The organism is Roseomonas sp. BN140053, from assembly GCF_047690175.1.
Taxonomy (GTDB): Bacteria; Pseudomonadota; Alphaproteobacteria; order Acetobacterales; family Acetobacteraceae; genus Roseomonas.
Genome location: NZ_JBLLEB010000007.1, coordinates 121,956 through 136,694, shown reverse-complemented (window position 1 = coordinate 136,694; position 14,739 = coordinate 121,956). Strand labels below are relative to the sequence as shown.

14 protein-coding genes are annotated in these 14,739 nt (G+C 73.6%); 5 read left to right on the top strand and 9 right to left on the bottom strand.

Annotated features, from left to right (window positions below; translation table 11 throughout):
• Positions 1-117 precede the first annotated feature (117 nt).
• Positions 118-834 (top strand): DUF1194 domain-containing protein, encoded by a 717-nt coding sequence (locus ACLIBK_RS09565; RefSeq protein ID WP_415387022.1) that lies wholly within the window; start codon positions 118-120, stop codon positions 832-834.
• Here ACLIBK_RS09565 and ACLIBK_RS09560 read toward each other — a convergent pair.
• Positions 802-1,845: an SAM-dependent methyltransferase gene (locus ACLIBK_RS09560; RefSeq protein WP_415387021.1), complete on the bottom strand. Its 1,044-nt coding sequence runs from the start codon at positions 1,843-1,845 to the stop codon at positions 802-804. The two genes, ACLIBK_RS09565 and ACLIBK_RS09560, sit on opposite strands and share 33 nt — an antisense overlap.
• Positions 1,846-2,043: 198 nt before the next feature.
• Here ACLIBK_RS09560 and ACLIBK_RS09555 point away from each other — a divergent pair, with 198 nt between their 5' ends.
• A complete protein-coding gene (locus tag ACLIBK_RS09555; protein WP_415387020.1) occupies positions 2,044-3,132 on the top strand; it encodes a YihY/virulence factor BrkB family protein in 1,089 nt (362 codons plus the stop codon).
• 343 nt (positions 3,133-3,475) lie between these two features.
• Here ACLIBK_RS09555 and ACLIBK_RS09550 read toward each other — a convergent pair whose 3' ends face one another.
• From ACLIBK_RS09550 to ACLIBK_RS09530, 5 genes are all read right to left on the bottom strand, one after another.
• The gene (locus ACLIBK_RS09550; protein WP_415387019.1) at positions 3,476-4,513 is read right to left on the bottom strand and encodes a sulfate/molybdate ABC transporter ATP-binding protein; all 1,038 of its coding nucleotides are present in this window, start codon (positions 4,511-4,513) and stop codon (positions 3,476-3,478) included.
• A gap of 91 nt (positions 4,514-4,604) precedes the next feature.
• On the bottom strand, positions 4,605-5,450 hold the full coding sequence (gene cysW, locus ACLIBK_RS09545) for a sulfate ABC transporter permease subunit CysW (protein ID WP_415387018.1): 846 nt from the start codon (positions 5,448-5,450) through the stop codon (positions 4,605-4,607).
• Positions 5,451-5,457: 7 nt separating this feature from the next.
• Positions 5,458-6,231, bottom strand: a complete 774-nt coding sequence (cysT, locus tag ACLIBK_RS09540; protein ID WP_415387017.1) for a sulfate ABC transporter permease subunit CysT — start codon at positions 6,229-6,231, stop codon at positions 5,458-5,460.
• Between the two features lie 110 nt (positions 6,232-6,341).
• Positions 6,342-7,361: a sulfate ABC transporter substrate-binding protein gene (locus ACLIBK_RS09535; protein WP_415387016.1), complete on the bottom strand. Its 1,020-nt coding sequence runs from the start codon at positions 7,359-7,361 to the stop codon at positions 6,342-6,344.
• Positions 7,362-7,550: 189 nt separating this feature from the next.
• The gene (locus ACLIBK_RS09530) at positions 7,551-9,260 is read right to left on the bottom strand and encodes an NADPH-dependent assimilatory sulfite reductase hemoprotein subunit (protein ID WP_415387015.1); all 1,710 of its coding nucleotides are present in this window, start codon (positions 9,258-9,260) and stop codon (positions 7,551-7,553) included.
• Between the two features lie 95 nt (positions 9,261-9,355).
• Between ACLIBK_RS09530 and ACLIBK_RS09525 the strand changes: the two genes are divergently transcribed.
• Both ACLIBK_RS09525 and ACLIBK_RS09520 read left to right on the top strand, forming a co-directional pair.
• Positions 9,356-9,571: a hypothetical protein gene (locus tag ACLIBK_RS09525; protein ID WP_415387014.1), complete on the top strand. Its 216-nt coding sequence runs from the start codon at positions 9,356-9,358 to the stop codon at positions 9,569-9,571.
• A gap of 52 nt (positions 9,572-9,623) precedes the next feature.
• Positions 9,624-10,265: a peroxiredoxin gene (locus ACLIBK_RS09520; RefSeq protein ID WP_415387013.1), complete on the top strand. Its 642-nt coding sequence runs from the start codon at positions 9,624-9,626 to the stop codon at positions 10,263-10,265.
• A 365-nt stretch (positions 10,266-10,630) separates the two neighbouring features.
• Here ACLIBK_RS09520 and ACLIBK_RS09515 read toward each other — a convergent pair whose 3' ends face one another.
• Positions 10,631-11,077, bottom strand: coding sequence for an RrF2 family transcriptional regulator (locus ACLIBK_RS09515; RefSeq protein ID WP_415387012.1), 447 nt, complete (start codon positions 11,075-11,077; stop codon positions 10,631-10,633).
• Positions 11,078-11,147: 70 nt separating this feature from the next.
• On the opposite strand from ACLIBK_RS09515, the gene cysK reads away from it, so the two are divergent.
• Positions 11,148-12,149: a cysteine synthase A gene (cysK, locus tag ACLIBK_RS09510; protein WP_415387011.1), complete on the top strand. Its 1,002-nt coding sequence runs from the start codon at positions 11,148-11,150 to the stop codon at positions 12,147-12,149.
• Between the two features lie 28 nt (positions 12,150-12,177).
• Here the strand turns inward: cysK and ACLIBK_RS09505 are convergent, their stop codons facing one another.
• Positions 12,178-13,044 carry a hypothetical protein gene (locus tag ACLIBK_RS09505; RefSeq protein ID WP_415387010.1) on the bottom strand — a complete coding sequence of 289 codons (867 nt, stop codon included), beginning with the start codon at positions 13,042-13,044 and terminating at the stop codon, positions 12,178-12,180.
• Positions 13,041-14,507: a hypothetical protein gene (locus tag ACLIBK_RS09500; protein ID WP_415387009.1), complete on the bottom strand. Its 1,467-nt coding sequence runs from the start codon at positions 14,505-14,507 to the stop codon at positions 13,041-13,043. Before ACLIBK_RS09500 ends, ACLIBK_RS09505 begins: the two co-directional genes overlap by 4 nt.
• Positions 14,508-14,739 lie beyond the last annotated feature (232 nt).

Genomic DNA, 14,739 nt, shown 5'->3' with positions numbered 1-14,739 from the left:
AAAGGGCGGGGCGGGCGGAACCGCGGCGTCGCCGGGATCGCGCGGCGGCGGCTTCGCGTTGACAGGGCCTGGCCGATCTTCGGAGGCTGCGTCCACCCTGCCCGCGAGGATGCCCCGGTGAGCGACCCCTTCCCTCCCTCCCGGCGGCGCGCCGGGTCCTGGCGCCGCCGGCAGGCGCTGTTGCTGCCGGCAGCCCTGACAGTTGCCGCGACGCCCGCGGTCGCGCAGGGGGGCGCGGTGGACCTGCTGCTGGTGCTGGCGATCGACGCGTCCGGCAGCATCGATGCCGAGGAGTTCCGCCTGCAGCGCGAAGGCTGCGCCGAGGCGCTGACGCATCCGGCCGTGCTGTCGGCGATCGGGTCGCGGCCGCTGGGGGCGATCGGCGTGGCGCTGGTGGAATGGGGGGCACCGGGCGGGGCGGCCACGGCGGTGGACTGGCACCAAGTGGACGGGCGCGCTGCGGCGGAGGCGCTGGCCGCGGCGGTGGTGGCAGCGCCGCGCTCGCGGCAGTCCTGGAACGCCATCGGCGACGCGGTGGACCACAGTGCCCAGCTGATCGCCGCCGCACCCTGGCGGGCGGCGGAGCGGGTGATCGACGTGTCCGGCGACGCGCCGGACATGCGGAGCCTGCGTCCGGTGGAGGAGGCGCGGCGGGACGCGGCGGCGGCGGGCATCACGGTGAACGCGCTGGCGATCGAGGGCGGGCGTCCCGGCCTGGCCGCGACCTATGAGCGCACGGTGATCGCGGGGGACGGGGCCTTCGTGATGGCGGCGGAATCGCGGGCCGACTTCGCCCGCGCGCTACGGGCCAAGCTGGTGCGGGAGATCGCCTGAGCGCGGCGCTTCCGGGTCGAGCCGGGCAAACATCAGCTCGTGCTTGTTGTAGGCGCCGTGGCTGAGTGTGGCGCCGGGGATGGCGGCAAAGGCCGCTGCCGTCTCGTGGTCCGTGGCGCCCTGGAACTTGATCGTGCACAGGATGTTGCGGGCGGCGCCGGCGGCGATCCAGCGCTGCACCAGCGCCAGCAGCCGCGCGGGGTAGCAGATCACGTCGCTGAGCAGCCAGTCCACCGGCGGCTGCGCGCGCGGGTCCAGCGCGAAGGCGCTCTCGGTGCGGGTGGACACGCCGGGCATGGCGGCCACGGCGGGGTCCAGCGGCGCCTTGTCCACCGCGGTGACGCGGGCGCCCAGGCGCGACACCGCCCAGGTCCAGCCGCCCGGCGAGGCGCCGAGGTCCAGGCAGGTTTCCCCCGGCTGCGGCCAGCGGCCGACGCGCAGGAAGGCTTCCCAGAGCTTGAGGTAGGCGCGGCTCGGCGGGCCTTCGTGGTCCTCGGCCAGCACCGGGGCGCCGCCGGGGTAAGGGCTGGTCTTGGCCGGGCTGGCCAGCACGAGGTCGGGCCGCAGCAGGCACCAGCCGCCCAGATGCGCGGTGGGCACGGGGGCGGGGAAGTGCACGGGCTTGGCGCGCAGGGGCGGCAGCGCCGCCTCGATCAGCGTGGCGCGGCGGTGATGGGCGCCGGGCACCAGCGACCAGTTGCGCTGGATGGCGCGCAAGCCGTCGGCGGCGGCCTTGATGGAGGGGGCGGGGATTTCCCGCGGGTCGGTCCAGGTATCCAGTGCCCAGGGGCAGGACACGGGCGGGTCGGGCGACAGCAGCAGCCGGCCGTGCCAGGCGCCGGGCCGGGCGCCGGCGCGGCGCAGGGCGTCGGGCAGTTCCGCCTCGAAGCCCTCATGCGCGAGATAGGCGGCACGCACGCGGCCGGTGCTGCCGGCGGGGGCGGCAGCGGGCGGAGACGAGGCGGCGGGCGGGGGCGCCCCGGTCCGGCGCGCGGCGGGGTGGCGCGGCATGCGGCCCGGCATAGCCCGCCCGGGCGCGGCCGTCAGCCCGGCCGGGCGCAGCGTCAGCCCGCCTAGCGCGGCGTGGGGCCCGCCCGCACGCTTCATCGCGCGCCGGGGCGGGGCAACGCGCAACCCGGCCGGACGCTTCCCGTTCTGCGTGCGGATCGGGGCGCGCCAGTGCCCCCGCAGGAACGGGTGGGCCGGTGTATGCTGGGCAAGGCTTGGGCGCTCCTCAAGGACACGATCGAGGGCTACATCGCCGATGAATGCCTCAGCCGGGGCGCGGCGATCGCCTACTACACGATCTTCTCCGTCGCACCGCTGCTGATCATCGCCACCGCCATCGCCGGCTTCTTCTTCGGCGACGAGGCGGTGCACGGCGCGCTGGACGACCAGCTGCGCGGCATGCTCGGCCAGGAAGCCGCCGAGGGCATCCAGTCCATGGTGAAGGGGGCGAGCAACCAGACCTCCGGCACCATCGCCACCATCGTCGGCGTGGTGACGCTGCTGCTGACCGCCAGCGGCGTGTTCGGGGAATTGCAGGCCTCGCTCAACGCCGTGTGGAAGGCCGACCCGGACGCCGCCAAGCCGGCGGATGCCGACACGGTGACCACCACCGTGTCGCGGCTGGTCAAGGCGCGCGCGGCCAGCATGGGGCTGGTGGCGGCCACGGGCTTCCTGCTGCTGACCTCGCTGCTGGCCAGCGCCGCGCTGTCGGCCGTGAGCGACTGGATCGGCGGGCTGATGCCGGGCTGGGAGTTCCTGCTGGCGCTGCTGAACTTCGCCGTGTCCTTCGGCATCATCACCGCGCTGTTCGCGATGATGTACAAGGTGCTGCCGGATCGCCGCATGGAATGGCGCGACGTGCTGATCGGCGCGGTGGCCACGGCCTTCCTGTTCGTGGTCGGCAAGTCGCTGATCGGCTGGTACCTGGGCAGCAGCAACGTCGCCACCAGCTACGGCGCGGCCAGCGCGGTGCTGATCGTGCTGCTGTGGGTGTATTATTCCTCGCAGATCTTCCTGCTGGGCGCCGAGTTCACCCGCGCCTATGCCGGCCAGGAAGGCAGCCACAAGCACGCACCGGTCCCGGGCGATGCCCAGGCCGCGCCCGGTACCCGCAAGGCCAAGGCCTCGCTGGTGCCGCCGCCGGTGGTGGAGCCGGAGCCGCTGCTGTCGGGCAACACGCTGTGGAAGGTGCTGGGCGCCGCCACCGTGGCCGTGGCCGCCGTGAAGCAGGCCCGCCGCGGCCGCCCCGCCCTGCCCGCCCTGCTGAAGCGCGGCACCCCGCCGGTCTGATCCGGGCCCGGCGCTGTCGGGGCGGCGGGCCGTTTCGGGTGGGTAGGTTGCTCCGGGGTGTTCAGGCGTCGGCCAGGGGCGCCGCCCCTGGACCCCGCCGGGGAGTTTAAACTCCCCGGACCCCACGTTGAGTGCCTCCGGCGGGGGCGGGATGGCCCACGTCGTCCACCCGGATAAACCTGTCCGAGCCCGCCCCCGCCGGAGGCACTCATGAGACACGAGGAGCCTAAGCTCCTCGCGGGGGCTCCAAGGGGGCAGAGCCCCCTTGGCCACGGCCCGAACATTCAGAACAGCCGACCCGACGCGGAAACGGCGCACCGGCCCAGCCACGCGGCCGAGCGGGTCAGGGCGTTCGGGGGAAGACCTGGGCGGCCAGGATGCGCAGGCCGCAGGCTTCGCCGCGCTTGGCGTCGCGCCAGCCCGGCTGGGGCATGGCGTCCAGGGCCGGGCCGCCCTCGCCGGTGGACACCACGAGGCGCGGGCCGCGGGCGTCGGGGCGGGCGGAGCGGATCAGCCACTGGCCGCCGCCGGGGGAGGCCAGCAGGTCCGCCGGGCGCACGAAGGCGGTGGCGGGGCCGTCCGGCAGGGTCGTGGGCAGCGGCAGCAGGGGCAGGTCGGTGAAGTGGGCCTGGCCGGCGCGGACTTCGCAGTCCAGGCGGTTGGCCTCGCCCAGGAAGCCGGCCACGAAGGCGTCGGCGGGGTGGTCCAGCAGCGCCTCGGGCGTGTCGAACTGCACCACGCGGCCGTCGCGCAGCACCGCGACGCGGTCGGCGATCTCCATCGCCTCGTCCTGGTCGTGGGTGACGAGCACGGAGGTGATGCCGAGGCGTTCGTGCAGGGTCCGCAGCCAGGCGCGCAGGTCCTTGCGCACCTGGGCGTCGAGGGCGGAGAAGGGTTCGTCCAGCAGCAGCAGCGAGGGTTCGATGGCCAGGGCCCGGGCCAGGGCGACGCGCTGTCGCTGGCCGCCGGAAATCTGGTCGGGGCGGCGATTCTCCAGCTGCGGGATCTGCACCAGTTCCAGCAGGCGGCGGACGCGGGCGGCGATCTCGTCGTCCTTGGGGCGGGTGCTGCGCGGGCGGATACGCAGGCCGAAGGCGACGTTCTCGAACACCGTCATGTGCCGGAACAGCGCGTAGTTCTGCGGCACGAAGCCGATGCCGCGGGCGCGGGCGGGCAGGTTGGCGACGTCGCGGCCGTTGATGCGCACGGCGCCGCGGTCGGGGAAGTCCAGCCCGGCCAGGATGCGCAGCAGCGTGGTCTTGCCGGACCCCGAGGGGCCCAGCAGCGCCACGAACTCGCCGGCCTGGATGGACAGGTCCACGGCGTCCAGCGCCGCGGCCGCGCCGAAGCGGCGCGACACGCCCGAGATGTCGACGCTCATCGCCGGTCGCCCTGCCCTGCCGCACCCTGCCCTGCCGCGCCCTGGGTTGCCGGAACTGGGGATGCCGGAACCGGGAATGCCATGACGCGCCTCACGCTTCCATTGCGGTGCTGTGGCCGGAGATGCGTTCCAGCAGCGCCTTGGCGGCCAGGGTGACCAGGGCCAGCAGCGCCAGCAGCGCCGCCACGGCGAAGGCGCCGGCGAACTGGTACTCGTTGTACAGGATCTCGATGTGCAGCGGCATGGTGTTGGTTTCGCCCCGGATGTGGCCGGACACCACCGACACGGCGCCGAATTCGCCCATGGCGCGGGCGTTGCACAGCAGCACGCCCGACAGCAACGCCCATTTGATGTCGGGCAGGGTCACCCGCCGAAAGGTCTGCCAGCCGGAAGCGCCCAGGGTGGCCGCGGTTTCCTCCGCTTCCCGGCCCTGGTCCTGCATCAGCGGGATCAGGGTGCGGGCCACGAAGGGAAAGGTCACGAAGATCGTGGCCAGCACGAGGCCGGGCAGCGCGAAGACGATCTGGATGTCGTGCTGCTGCAGCCAGGGGCCGAACCAGCCCTGGGCGCCGAAGATCAGCACCCAGACCAGGCCGGAGATCACGGGCGACACGGAGAAGGGCAGCTCGATCAGCGTGATCAGCAGGCGGCGGCCGGGAAAATCGAACTTGGCGATGCACCAGGCGGCGGCGATGCCGCCCAGCGTGTTCACCGGCACGGCGACCGCGGCCACCAGCAGGGTCAGCCAGATGGCGGCGATCGCGTCCGGGTCGGACAGGGCGGCCAGCGCCGGGCCGGTGCCGCGGCGCAGTGCCTCGGTGAACACGGCGGCCAGCGGCAGCAGCAGGAACATCGCCATCGCCAGCAGCGCCAGGGCGAGGCAGAGGCGCTGGGCCCAGGGCGGGTCCTGGGTGGCGGGGCCGCGCTTGTCGATCATCGCGCGTTCAGCCCCGCGCCGGCCGCAGCCAGCGCTGCGCCAGGTTGAGCGCCAGCAGCACGGCGAAGGAGATCAGCAGCATGGCCAGCCCCACCGCGGCGGCGCCGGCGTAGTTGTACTGTTCCAGCCGGGTCACGATCAGCAGCGGCGCGATCTCGCTCCACATCGGGGTGTTGCCGGCAATGAAGATCACGCTGCCATATTCGCCGACGCCGCGGGCCAGGGCCAGCCCGAAGCCGGTCAGCAGCGCAGGCGCTAGCGCGGGCAGCACCACGCGCCACAGCACCTGCGCGCGGGTGGCGCCCAGCGTGGCGGCGCTTTCTTCCGCCTCGGGCGGCAGGTCGCGCAGGATCGGCTCCACGGTCCGCACCACGAAGGGCAGGCCGACGAAGGCCATGGCCACGAAGACGCCCAGCGGGGTGAAGGCGACTTTGACGCCGATCTGCGCCAGCGGCGCGCCCAGCCAGCCGTTGGGCGCGAAGATCGCCGTCAGCGCCAAACCCGCCACGGCGGTGGGCAGGGCGAAGGGCAGGTCCACCATGGCGTCGGCCAAGCGGCGGCCGGGAAAGTCGTAGCGCACCAGCGCCCAGGCCAGCAGCAGGCCGAGCGGCACGTTGAAGGCGGCCGCCAGCGCCGCCGCGCCGAAGCTGAGGCGCAGCGCCGCCAGCACGCGCGGCTCGGTGACGGAAGCCCAGACGCCGGCCAGGCCAAGCTCCCAGGGGCGCAGCGCCAGGGCGGCCAGCGGGATCAGCACGATCGCCGCCAGCCAGACCAGCGTCACGCCCAGCGACAGGCCGAAGCCCGGCAGCGCGTCGCGGCGGGTAACCTGGGGCAGCAGGCGTCGGGGGCCCTTCGCCCCGTCGGCCGTGGTGGGGATGCCGGCCAGGGTGGTCAGCGTCCCGGGCGGTACAGCTGGTCGAAGGTGCCGCCGTCGTTGAAGTGGGTCTTCTGCGCCTCGGACCAGCCGCCGAATTCCGCGTCCACCGTCACCATCGGCATCTGGGGGAAGCGGTTCCCGGCGGCCGCCAGCACCGCGGCGTCGCGCGGGCGGTAGAAGTTCTTGGCCGCCAGTTCCTGGCCCTGCTGCTCATAGAGGTGGCGCAGGTAGGCTTCGGCCACGGCGCGGGTGCCCTTGCGGTCCACGATGCGGTCCACCACGGCCACCGAGGGTTCGGCCAGGATCGAGATCGAGGGGTAGACGATGTCGAACTTGTCGGCGCCGAATTCCGCGAAGGCGAGGTGCGCCTCGTTCTCCCAGGCCAGCAGCACGTCGCCCTGGGCGCGCTGCACGAAGGAGGTGGTGGAGCCGCGCGCGCCGGTGTCCAGCACGGGGACGTGGCGCAGCACCTCCCCCAGGAAGGTGGCGGCGGTGCCGTCGTTGCCGCCGGGCTGGCGGCGCGCCCAGGCCCAAGCGGCGAGGTAGTTCCAGCGCGCGCCGCCCGAGGTCTTGGGGTTGGGCGTGACCACCGCCACGCCTTCCTTCACCAAGTCGCCCCAGTCGCGCACCGCCTTCGGGTTCCCCTTGCGCACCAGGAACACGATGGTGCTGGTGTAGGGCGCGCTGTTGTTGGGCAGGCGGGTGATCCAGTTGCGCTCGATCAGCCCGCGCTCGGCGATGGCGTCCACGTCGTAGGCCAGGGCCAGCGTCACCACGTCCGCCTGCTGCCCGTCGATCACCGAACGCGCCTGGGCGCCGGAGCCGCCGTGCGAGGTGCGGACCGTGACGCGCTGGCCGTTGTTGCGCTCTCCCCAGAAGGCGGCGAAGGCGGCGTTGTAATCGCGGTACAGTTCGCGCGTCGGGTCGTAGGACACGTTCAGCAGCGGCGGCACGGTCTGCGCGCGCGCGCCCGTGGCCAGCAGCGGCGTGGCCGCGGCGGCCGTGAGGAGGGTGCGTCGGTTGAGGCGAGGCATATCTCGTGTTCTCCGGCGAGGGGGCACCATGCGGCGGCCGATGCGGCCGGCGCAAGTCGCGGCGCGGTCAGGTGATCGCGAGTAGGATTCCCTGGCCTGCGGCGTCGAAACGGCCCAGCGGCAAAGCGATGCCCCCGGCCGAAGCAGCGTGCGGACGCCCCCTCCCCGACCGGAGGAACGCGCGGGGCGCTAGGCCGCGACCGGAACCGGGCCGAGGGCGAGCAGCGCGTCCGCGCCCTGGCGGTGACAGAAATCGCCGAAGCCTTCGCCCGGGTGGCGGTTGACGGCAAAGGCGGCGAAGAGGGGTTCCAGGGTGGTGGCGATCTCGGCCTGCGGCACGCGCTCGTGCAGCTTGAAGCTCATCCGCGTGCCCTCGAAGTCGCCGCCCACGAAGATGGCGAACTTGCCGGGGACGCGGCCGACCAGGCCGATATCGCCGGCATAGGGACGGGCGCAGCCGTTGGGGCAGCCGGTGATGCGCAGGCTGATGCGCTCCTCCAGCAGGTCGTGGCGGTCGAGGACGGCCTCGATCTCCTCCACCAGCGGGTCGCGGATGCGTTCGGCCTCGCTGAGCGCCAGGCCGCAGGTGGGCAGCGCCGGGCAGGCCAGGGCCCAGCGCGAGAAGGGCGACAGGTCCTGGGCCAGGGCGACGCCGTGCTCGCGCAGCAGGGTTTCCACCGCGTCGCGGGAGTCGGCGGGCAGGTCGGCCAGCAGGATGTCCTGCTGGGGGGTGAGCACGGGGTTGGTGCCGAAGCGGCGCACGGCCTCGCGCAGGGCGGTGCGCAGGCGGACGGTGCCGGTGTCGGCGATGCGGCCGGAGGACACGGGGACACCGAGCCAGTAGAGGCCGTCGCCCTGGGGGTGCCAGCCCAGGAGCTCGGGCATTTCCAGCTTGGGCAGCGGGCCGGGCGGGGCGAGCTCGTGGCCGAAATACGGGGCCAGCTGCTCGCGCACCCAGTCGATGCCGTGGTCCTCGATGACGTACTTCAGGCGGGCGCGGCGCCGGTCGGTGCGGTCGCCGTGGTCGCGCTGGAAGCGGATGATGGCTTCCGTGGCGCGCAGCAGGTCGTGGTGCGGCACCACCGTGATCGGGGTGGCCAGGCGCGGGAACGTGTCGGGCCGGTTGTGGGTCAGGCCCAGGCCGCCGCCGATGCAGAGCTGGTAGGCGGTGATGCGGTCGCCCTCGGAGATGGCGATCAGGCCGAGGTCGTTGGTCAGCACGTCCGGCGTGTTGTCGGAGGGGTGCGCGATGCCGATCTTGAACTTCCGCGGCAGGTAGGTGCGGCCGTAGAGGGGCTCCTCCTCCGGCGCGCCGCCCACGGGTTCCTCGTCCAGGAAGATTTCGTGGTGGGCGCGGGTGCGCGGCAGCAGCTCGGCGGAGAGCATCCGCGCGTCGGCGATCAGCTGGGCGTGGATGGCGTCGCGTCGCGGCGCCGGGGTGGTGGTGACGTTGCGCACCACGTCGCCGCAGGCGGCCATGGTGGTCAGCAGGGCGTGGTTGATGGCGGCGACGCCGGCCTTCAGGTTCTCCCGCAGCACGCCGTGGAATTGGATAGCCTGCCGGGTGGTGATCCGCAGGGTGGTGTTGGACACGCTGTCGGCCAGCCGGTCCATTTCCAGGTACTGGTCCGCCGTCAGCACCCCGCCGGGGATACGGACGCGCACCATGAACTGCCATTCCTTGTCCAGGCCCGCCTGCTTGCGCGGGGTGGCGGTGTCGCGGTCGAACTGTTCGTAGGTTCCGTGAAACTTCAGGAGGTTGTAGGCGTCCTCGGTGATGCCGCCGCGGGCGTCCTGCGCCGCCAGCTCCGCCGCGATGGAGCCGCGCAGGGCCAGGCTGTTCACTTTGGTCGTTTCGACCCCGGACAACTTGCCGGGGGTCCTAGTGCTCTGGGCCATGCCGCGCTCAAACCCCAACCGTTACCGAAAAATCGCTTGCCGCCAGTGAATTTCTTATTCTACCGTTTGTCAAACGTAGAATACGGGGCGCGAGCATGGGTGTTCTGCACAATCCGGCCCTGCTGGCCGACCGGGGCCGCCCCGCGGCCGGGGAAGCGCCGCGTGCTTCGGCCGCAGAGGGGTTGGAGGGGGCTTTGCCGGAAGCGGACTGGGACATGCGCGACCTGCGTGCGCCCTTGGCGCCGCCGGTGGAGGTCGCCCTGGCGGTGTTTGTCCTGGTTCTGCTGACCCTGCTTTCACCGCTGTTCTGACCACCCGTTCCCGTTCGGGACGGCACTTCACGAAAAAGGGAAACCCGTATCCATGACGCTGCAGCTCGGGCAGGTCGCGCCGGACTTCGAGGCGGACACCACGCAGGGACGCATCCGCTTCCACGAATGGCTGGGCAACAGCTGGGGCGTGCTGTTCAGCCACCCCAAGGACTACACGCCCGTTTGCACCACCGAGCTGGGCATGACGGCGCGGCTGAAGCCGGAATTCGACCGCCGCAACGTCAAGGCGATCGGGTTGAGCGTGGACACGCTGGACCGCCATGCCGGCTGGGAGGCCGACATCGCCGAAACGCAGGGGACGGCGGTGAACTTCCCCATGATCTCCGACCCCGACAAGCAGGTCGCCACGCTCTATGGCATGATCCACCCCGAAGCGGACCCGAGCGTCACCGTGCGCACGGTCTACGTGATCGACCCCAACAAGAAGATCCGGCTGATGCTGATCTATCCGCCCTCGGCAGGGCGGAACTTCGACGAGGTGATCCGCGTCATCGACAGCCTGCAGACCACCGACCGGCACAAGGTGGCCACCCCCGTGAACTGGCGCCCCGGCGACCGGGCCATCGTGCTGGCCTCGCTGAGCGACGAGCAGGCCAAGGCCCAGTTCCCCCAGGGCTTCACCACCGAGAAGCCCTACCTGCGCTGGGTCGACCTTCCCAAGGAGAACGCCTGAACCTTCCCCCTGCCCGGCCTGCGGCGGCGGCAGGACCGGCCGTTGGGGCACTGGGGGTTCGCGTCGCGCCGGGGTGTTCAGGCCGCGGCCAAGGGGGCTCTGCCCCCTTGGAGCCCCCGCGAGGAGCTTAGGCTCCTCGACCTCATGAGTGCCTCCGGCGGGGGCGGGCTCGGACAACGTGTGCCACTCGGACGACGTCGGCCATCCCGCCCCCGCCGGAGGCACTCAACGCGGGGTCCGGGGAGTTCGTAACTCCCCGGCGGGGGTCCAGGGGGCGGCGCCCCCTGGCCAACGCCTAAACATCCAGGTGCAGCCGGAACCGCCCGGAGCCCCTGACGCCGGCCCGACTGTCGCCGCGGCCCGGGTCAGATGGTGAAGTTCAGGGGTTCCGTGGCCGGCCGTTTCAGGCCGGCGGCCTGGGCGCGACGGAGAAGGTCGTCCAGGGTGAGGCCTTCCAGCTGGCGGCGCAGACCGGTGTCCAGCTCGCGCCACAGCGGGGCGACCACGGCGACCTGCAGGCGGCCGCTCAGGCCGGGATCGTCGCCCTCCTCCGACACCGTGGCCACCACGTCCCACAGGCGGATCTCGCGGGCGCGGCGGGCCAGGCGGTAGCCGCCGCGGGGGCCGCGGGTGCTGTCCAGCAGGCCGGCGCGCGACAGGGCCTGGAACACCGGCTCGATGCCGCGCTTGGCCGCGCCCAGGCGTTCGGCCACCTCGGCGCCGCTCACCACCTCCCCGCCACGGCCCGCGTGGAAGGCGAGGTCGAGCATCACGGCGATGGCGGTCAGGGCGCGGTCCTGGCGAAGCAGCATGGGCGGAACAACATATCCTGCGGCGAAACGCCTTAAATACGCTCAGCGAACGTGTTAATCCAGGACCGTGATGCCCGACACCCATGATGCCGCACTGTCCCGCCCCGCCGAGGCCGCCTCCTCGCCCCCGGCGCGCGGGCAGCTGTTCAACAGCGTGCTGGAGGTGGTGGGCGCCACGCCCCTGGTGCGGCTGCCCCGGATCGAGGCGGAGGAAGGGCTGGCCGCCCGGCTGGCGCTGAAGCTGGAATTCTTCAACCCGCTCGGCTCGGTGAAGGATCGAATTGGGCTGGCGATGGTGGAGGCGGCCGAGCGCGCGGGGACCATCCATCCCGGGCGGTCGACGCTGATCGAGCCGACCTCGGGGAATACGGGGATCGCGCTGGCCTTCGTGGCGGCCGCCAAGGGCTACCGGCTGATCGTGGTGATGCCGGACGGGGCCTCGGTGGAGCGGCGCAAGATGATCCGGCTGATGGGCGGCGTGGTGGAGCTGACGCCGGCGCGGCGCGGCATGGCCGGCGCCATCGCCCGCGCCGAGGCCATCGCCGCCAGCACGCCGGGCGCCTGGATCCCCCGGCAGTTCGACAACGGCGCCAACCCCGAGATCCACGCCGCCACCACGGCGGAGGAGATCTGGGCCGACACCGCGGGCCAGGTGGACGCGGTGGTGGCCGGGATCGGCACGGGGGGAACGCTGACCGGCATCGCGCACGCGCTGAAGCCGCGGCGGCCGGGGATGCGGATCATCGGGGTGGAGCCGCAGGAAAGCGCGGTGCTGTCGGGCGACGAGCCCGGGCCGCACGACATCCAGGGCATCGGCGCGGGGTTCAAGCCGGCGGTGCTGGACCTGGGCGCGCTGGACGAGGTGCGGCGCGTGGGCGAGGCGGAGGCCTTCGCCGCGGCGCGGCGCTGCGCGCGGACGGAGGGGCTGCCGATCGGCATTTCCTCGGGCGCGATGCTGCACGCAGCGATCGAGGTGGCGCGCGACCCGGCGCTGCGCGGCGGGCTGGTGGTGGGCATCGCGGCCTCCTTCGCCGAGCGCTACCTGTCCACGGAGCTGTTTGCCGGGATGTGAGGGCGGGGCACGGCGGCCGGCGCGGCCCTCAGCGCTCCCCGCCCAGAAGGCCGTCCACCAGGCCGCGCAGGAAGGCGATGGCCTCGCCGATGCCTTCCAGCCGCAGCGGGCGCCCCGCCGCGGCGCCGCCGCCGGCCGGGAAGCCGGCGCGGTCCTGGGTCAGTTCGCGGGCCGAAAGCTTGCCGTCGTCGTCGTAGTCCAGGTTCTGCACGGCCATCCGCGCCAGCACCACGCCGCCGATCACGCCGCCGCCGGTGACCAGCCCGGCTTCCTCGGCCGAGGCCCCTTCCCCCAGCGCGGTGATCCAGGCCAGGCCGCGCACCAGCCGCGCCAGCTCGGCGGTGCTGAGCAGCCGGTCGCCGGACACGTCGGCCTGCGCCACCAGTGCCTCGGCGCAGGGGGCGACGGGGCCGGTGCAGGCGGCTTCCACCACCTCCAGGGAGGCCAGCACGGCCAGCGCCTCGCCGTGGCGCAGCACCCAGGCGGCGGGCGGGGCGTCGCAGCGGCGCCAGGCGGACACGGGCGCGTCGCCGGGCAGGCGGTCGTCGCGGGTCTTGTTGTCGGGCTCGGCGGTGTCCAGCCCGGCGGCGGTGCCGCGCAGCAGCAGGCGCGGCTGTTCCACCCCGCGCGAGATGCCCAGGGTCCAGCCGCCCTGCTCGTGCGCCTCGGTGAAGCGGTCGAGGCGGCCGGGGCCGGTGGCGGGCACGCGGGCGACGCTGCGGGCGAACACGGCCAGCATGGCGTCCGGTTCCTCGCAGGCGCCGCTGAACCAGGTGCCGCGCAGGCTCTCCGGGATTGGGCGGATCTCCTGCGCCGCGGCCGGGGGGCTGGCCAGCAGCGGCAGCGCCGCCACCAGCAGGGCGGGCAGCAGGGTGCGGAACGTCGGTCGGATCATGGCAGCACCACCTCGGTTCCCTGGCACAGGTCGAAGGGGTCGCGCTTCACCTCGCGCCCGTCGCGGAACACCGCCAGCAGGGTGGCGGCGCAGGCGCCGGGTTCGGGCGGCGCGAGGTCCAGGGTTTCGCGCGCGCCCAGCACGTTGCGGCCCAGCCGGTCGGGGCCGCGCGCCTCGCCGGGGGCGTCGACGTAGAGTTCCACGATCGGCACGCGGGCGCCGTTGCGCAGCCGCACGCTGCCGGGGCGCGGCCCGTCCTCCCCCGCGGGGCTGTTGTCCAGGGCTTCCGCCACCGTCCAGCCCGGTCGCAGCACCACCGTGCCGCTGTTGCACAGGTCCAGCTCGCGCCGTTCCTCCGCCGCGCCGTTGCCGAACACCACCCGCAGGTCGGCCGGGCAGCTCACGGCGATGCTGAGTTCCAGCCGGGCGCCGCGCTCGATCGGCGCTTCCAGCCGGTCGGGGCCCCAGTCGCGCTCGCTGGCGGAGGAAACATAGACTTCCTCGATCGCCGCGGCGTGGCGGTTGACCAGCACGATCGGGATTTCCGGCGGCCGCGGCACGCCGCTGCCGTCGAACACGATGGGGGTGTTGGCGCAGAGGTCCTGGTCGCGCTTCTCCTCGGCGCCCTCGTCCTCGTAGACCGCGCGCAGGTCGACGCGGCAATCGGGCGAGCGGATGCGCAGGCGGAAGGCGGCGCTGTCGGCCACGGTTTCGGAGCCCAGCCGGTCCGGGCCCCAGGCCCCTTCCCGCGCCCGGCCGGCCGGCAGGGCGTAGAGATAGGTCAGCGCCTGGCCGGAGCGGTTCTCCACGCTGCCCTGGCGCCAAGGGATGGAGGGGTCGCCGAAGGCCACGCGGGAACTGCGGCACAGGTCCATGCGCTGGCGGGTTTCCTCCGTGTCGTCGGTGTACACGGCGGTGACGTCGAAAACGCAGTCGCGGGTGCGGCCCAGCGGCACCCGCAGCGTGCGGCCCGGGGCCACCATCTCCGAGCCCAGGCGGTCGGCGCCGCGCGCCGGGGCCCCGGGGAGGTAGACGTAGAGCTCTCGCAGCGGGCTGTCGGCATCGTTCACCACGCTGGCCTCGCGCAGTGGCGCGGTGGGGTCGCCGAACACCACGCGGCCGGCGCGGCACAGGTTGTGTTCGCGCCGTTCCTGCGTGGTGTCGTCCGCCAGCACGGCGCGGAAATTGTACACGCAAGGCTGGTTGCGGCCGAGGCGCAGGCGCAGCACCCCGCCCGCCGGCAGGGTGTCGGCGCCCAGCCGGTCCGGGCCGGGCTCCGTTTGGCCGGCGGGGGCGGCGTAGAGCTCGCGGATGGCGACGCCCAGTTCGTTGGCCACCACCGCGTCGCGCTCGGGCGAGGGGGTGCGGGTGGCACCGGGGCGGGAACCCTGTGCCCAGGCCGGGGCGGCCGCGGGAAGGGCGGCTGCGAGCACGCCCAGCAGTGCCGCCATGGCCACGCGCATCGGGCATCCTCGCGATTCGGTCACGCCCACAGGATTCACGCGCGCCGGGGCGGGCGCAAGCGGGCGGGCCGGCGGCGTCCGGTGCGGCGGTCGATGTGCCGGCTGAGGCGCCGGCCGATGCGCCGCTGGCCGGTGCGCCGGCTGGCGGCCGGGCCGTGCCGGGACGTGGCGGGGGCGCAGGGGAAGACTTCGGGCGAAGGGCGCGGCGCCGCTGGGCGGGGCGCGCGGGAAA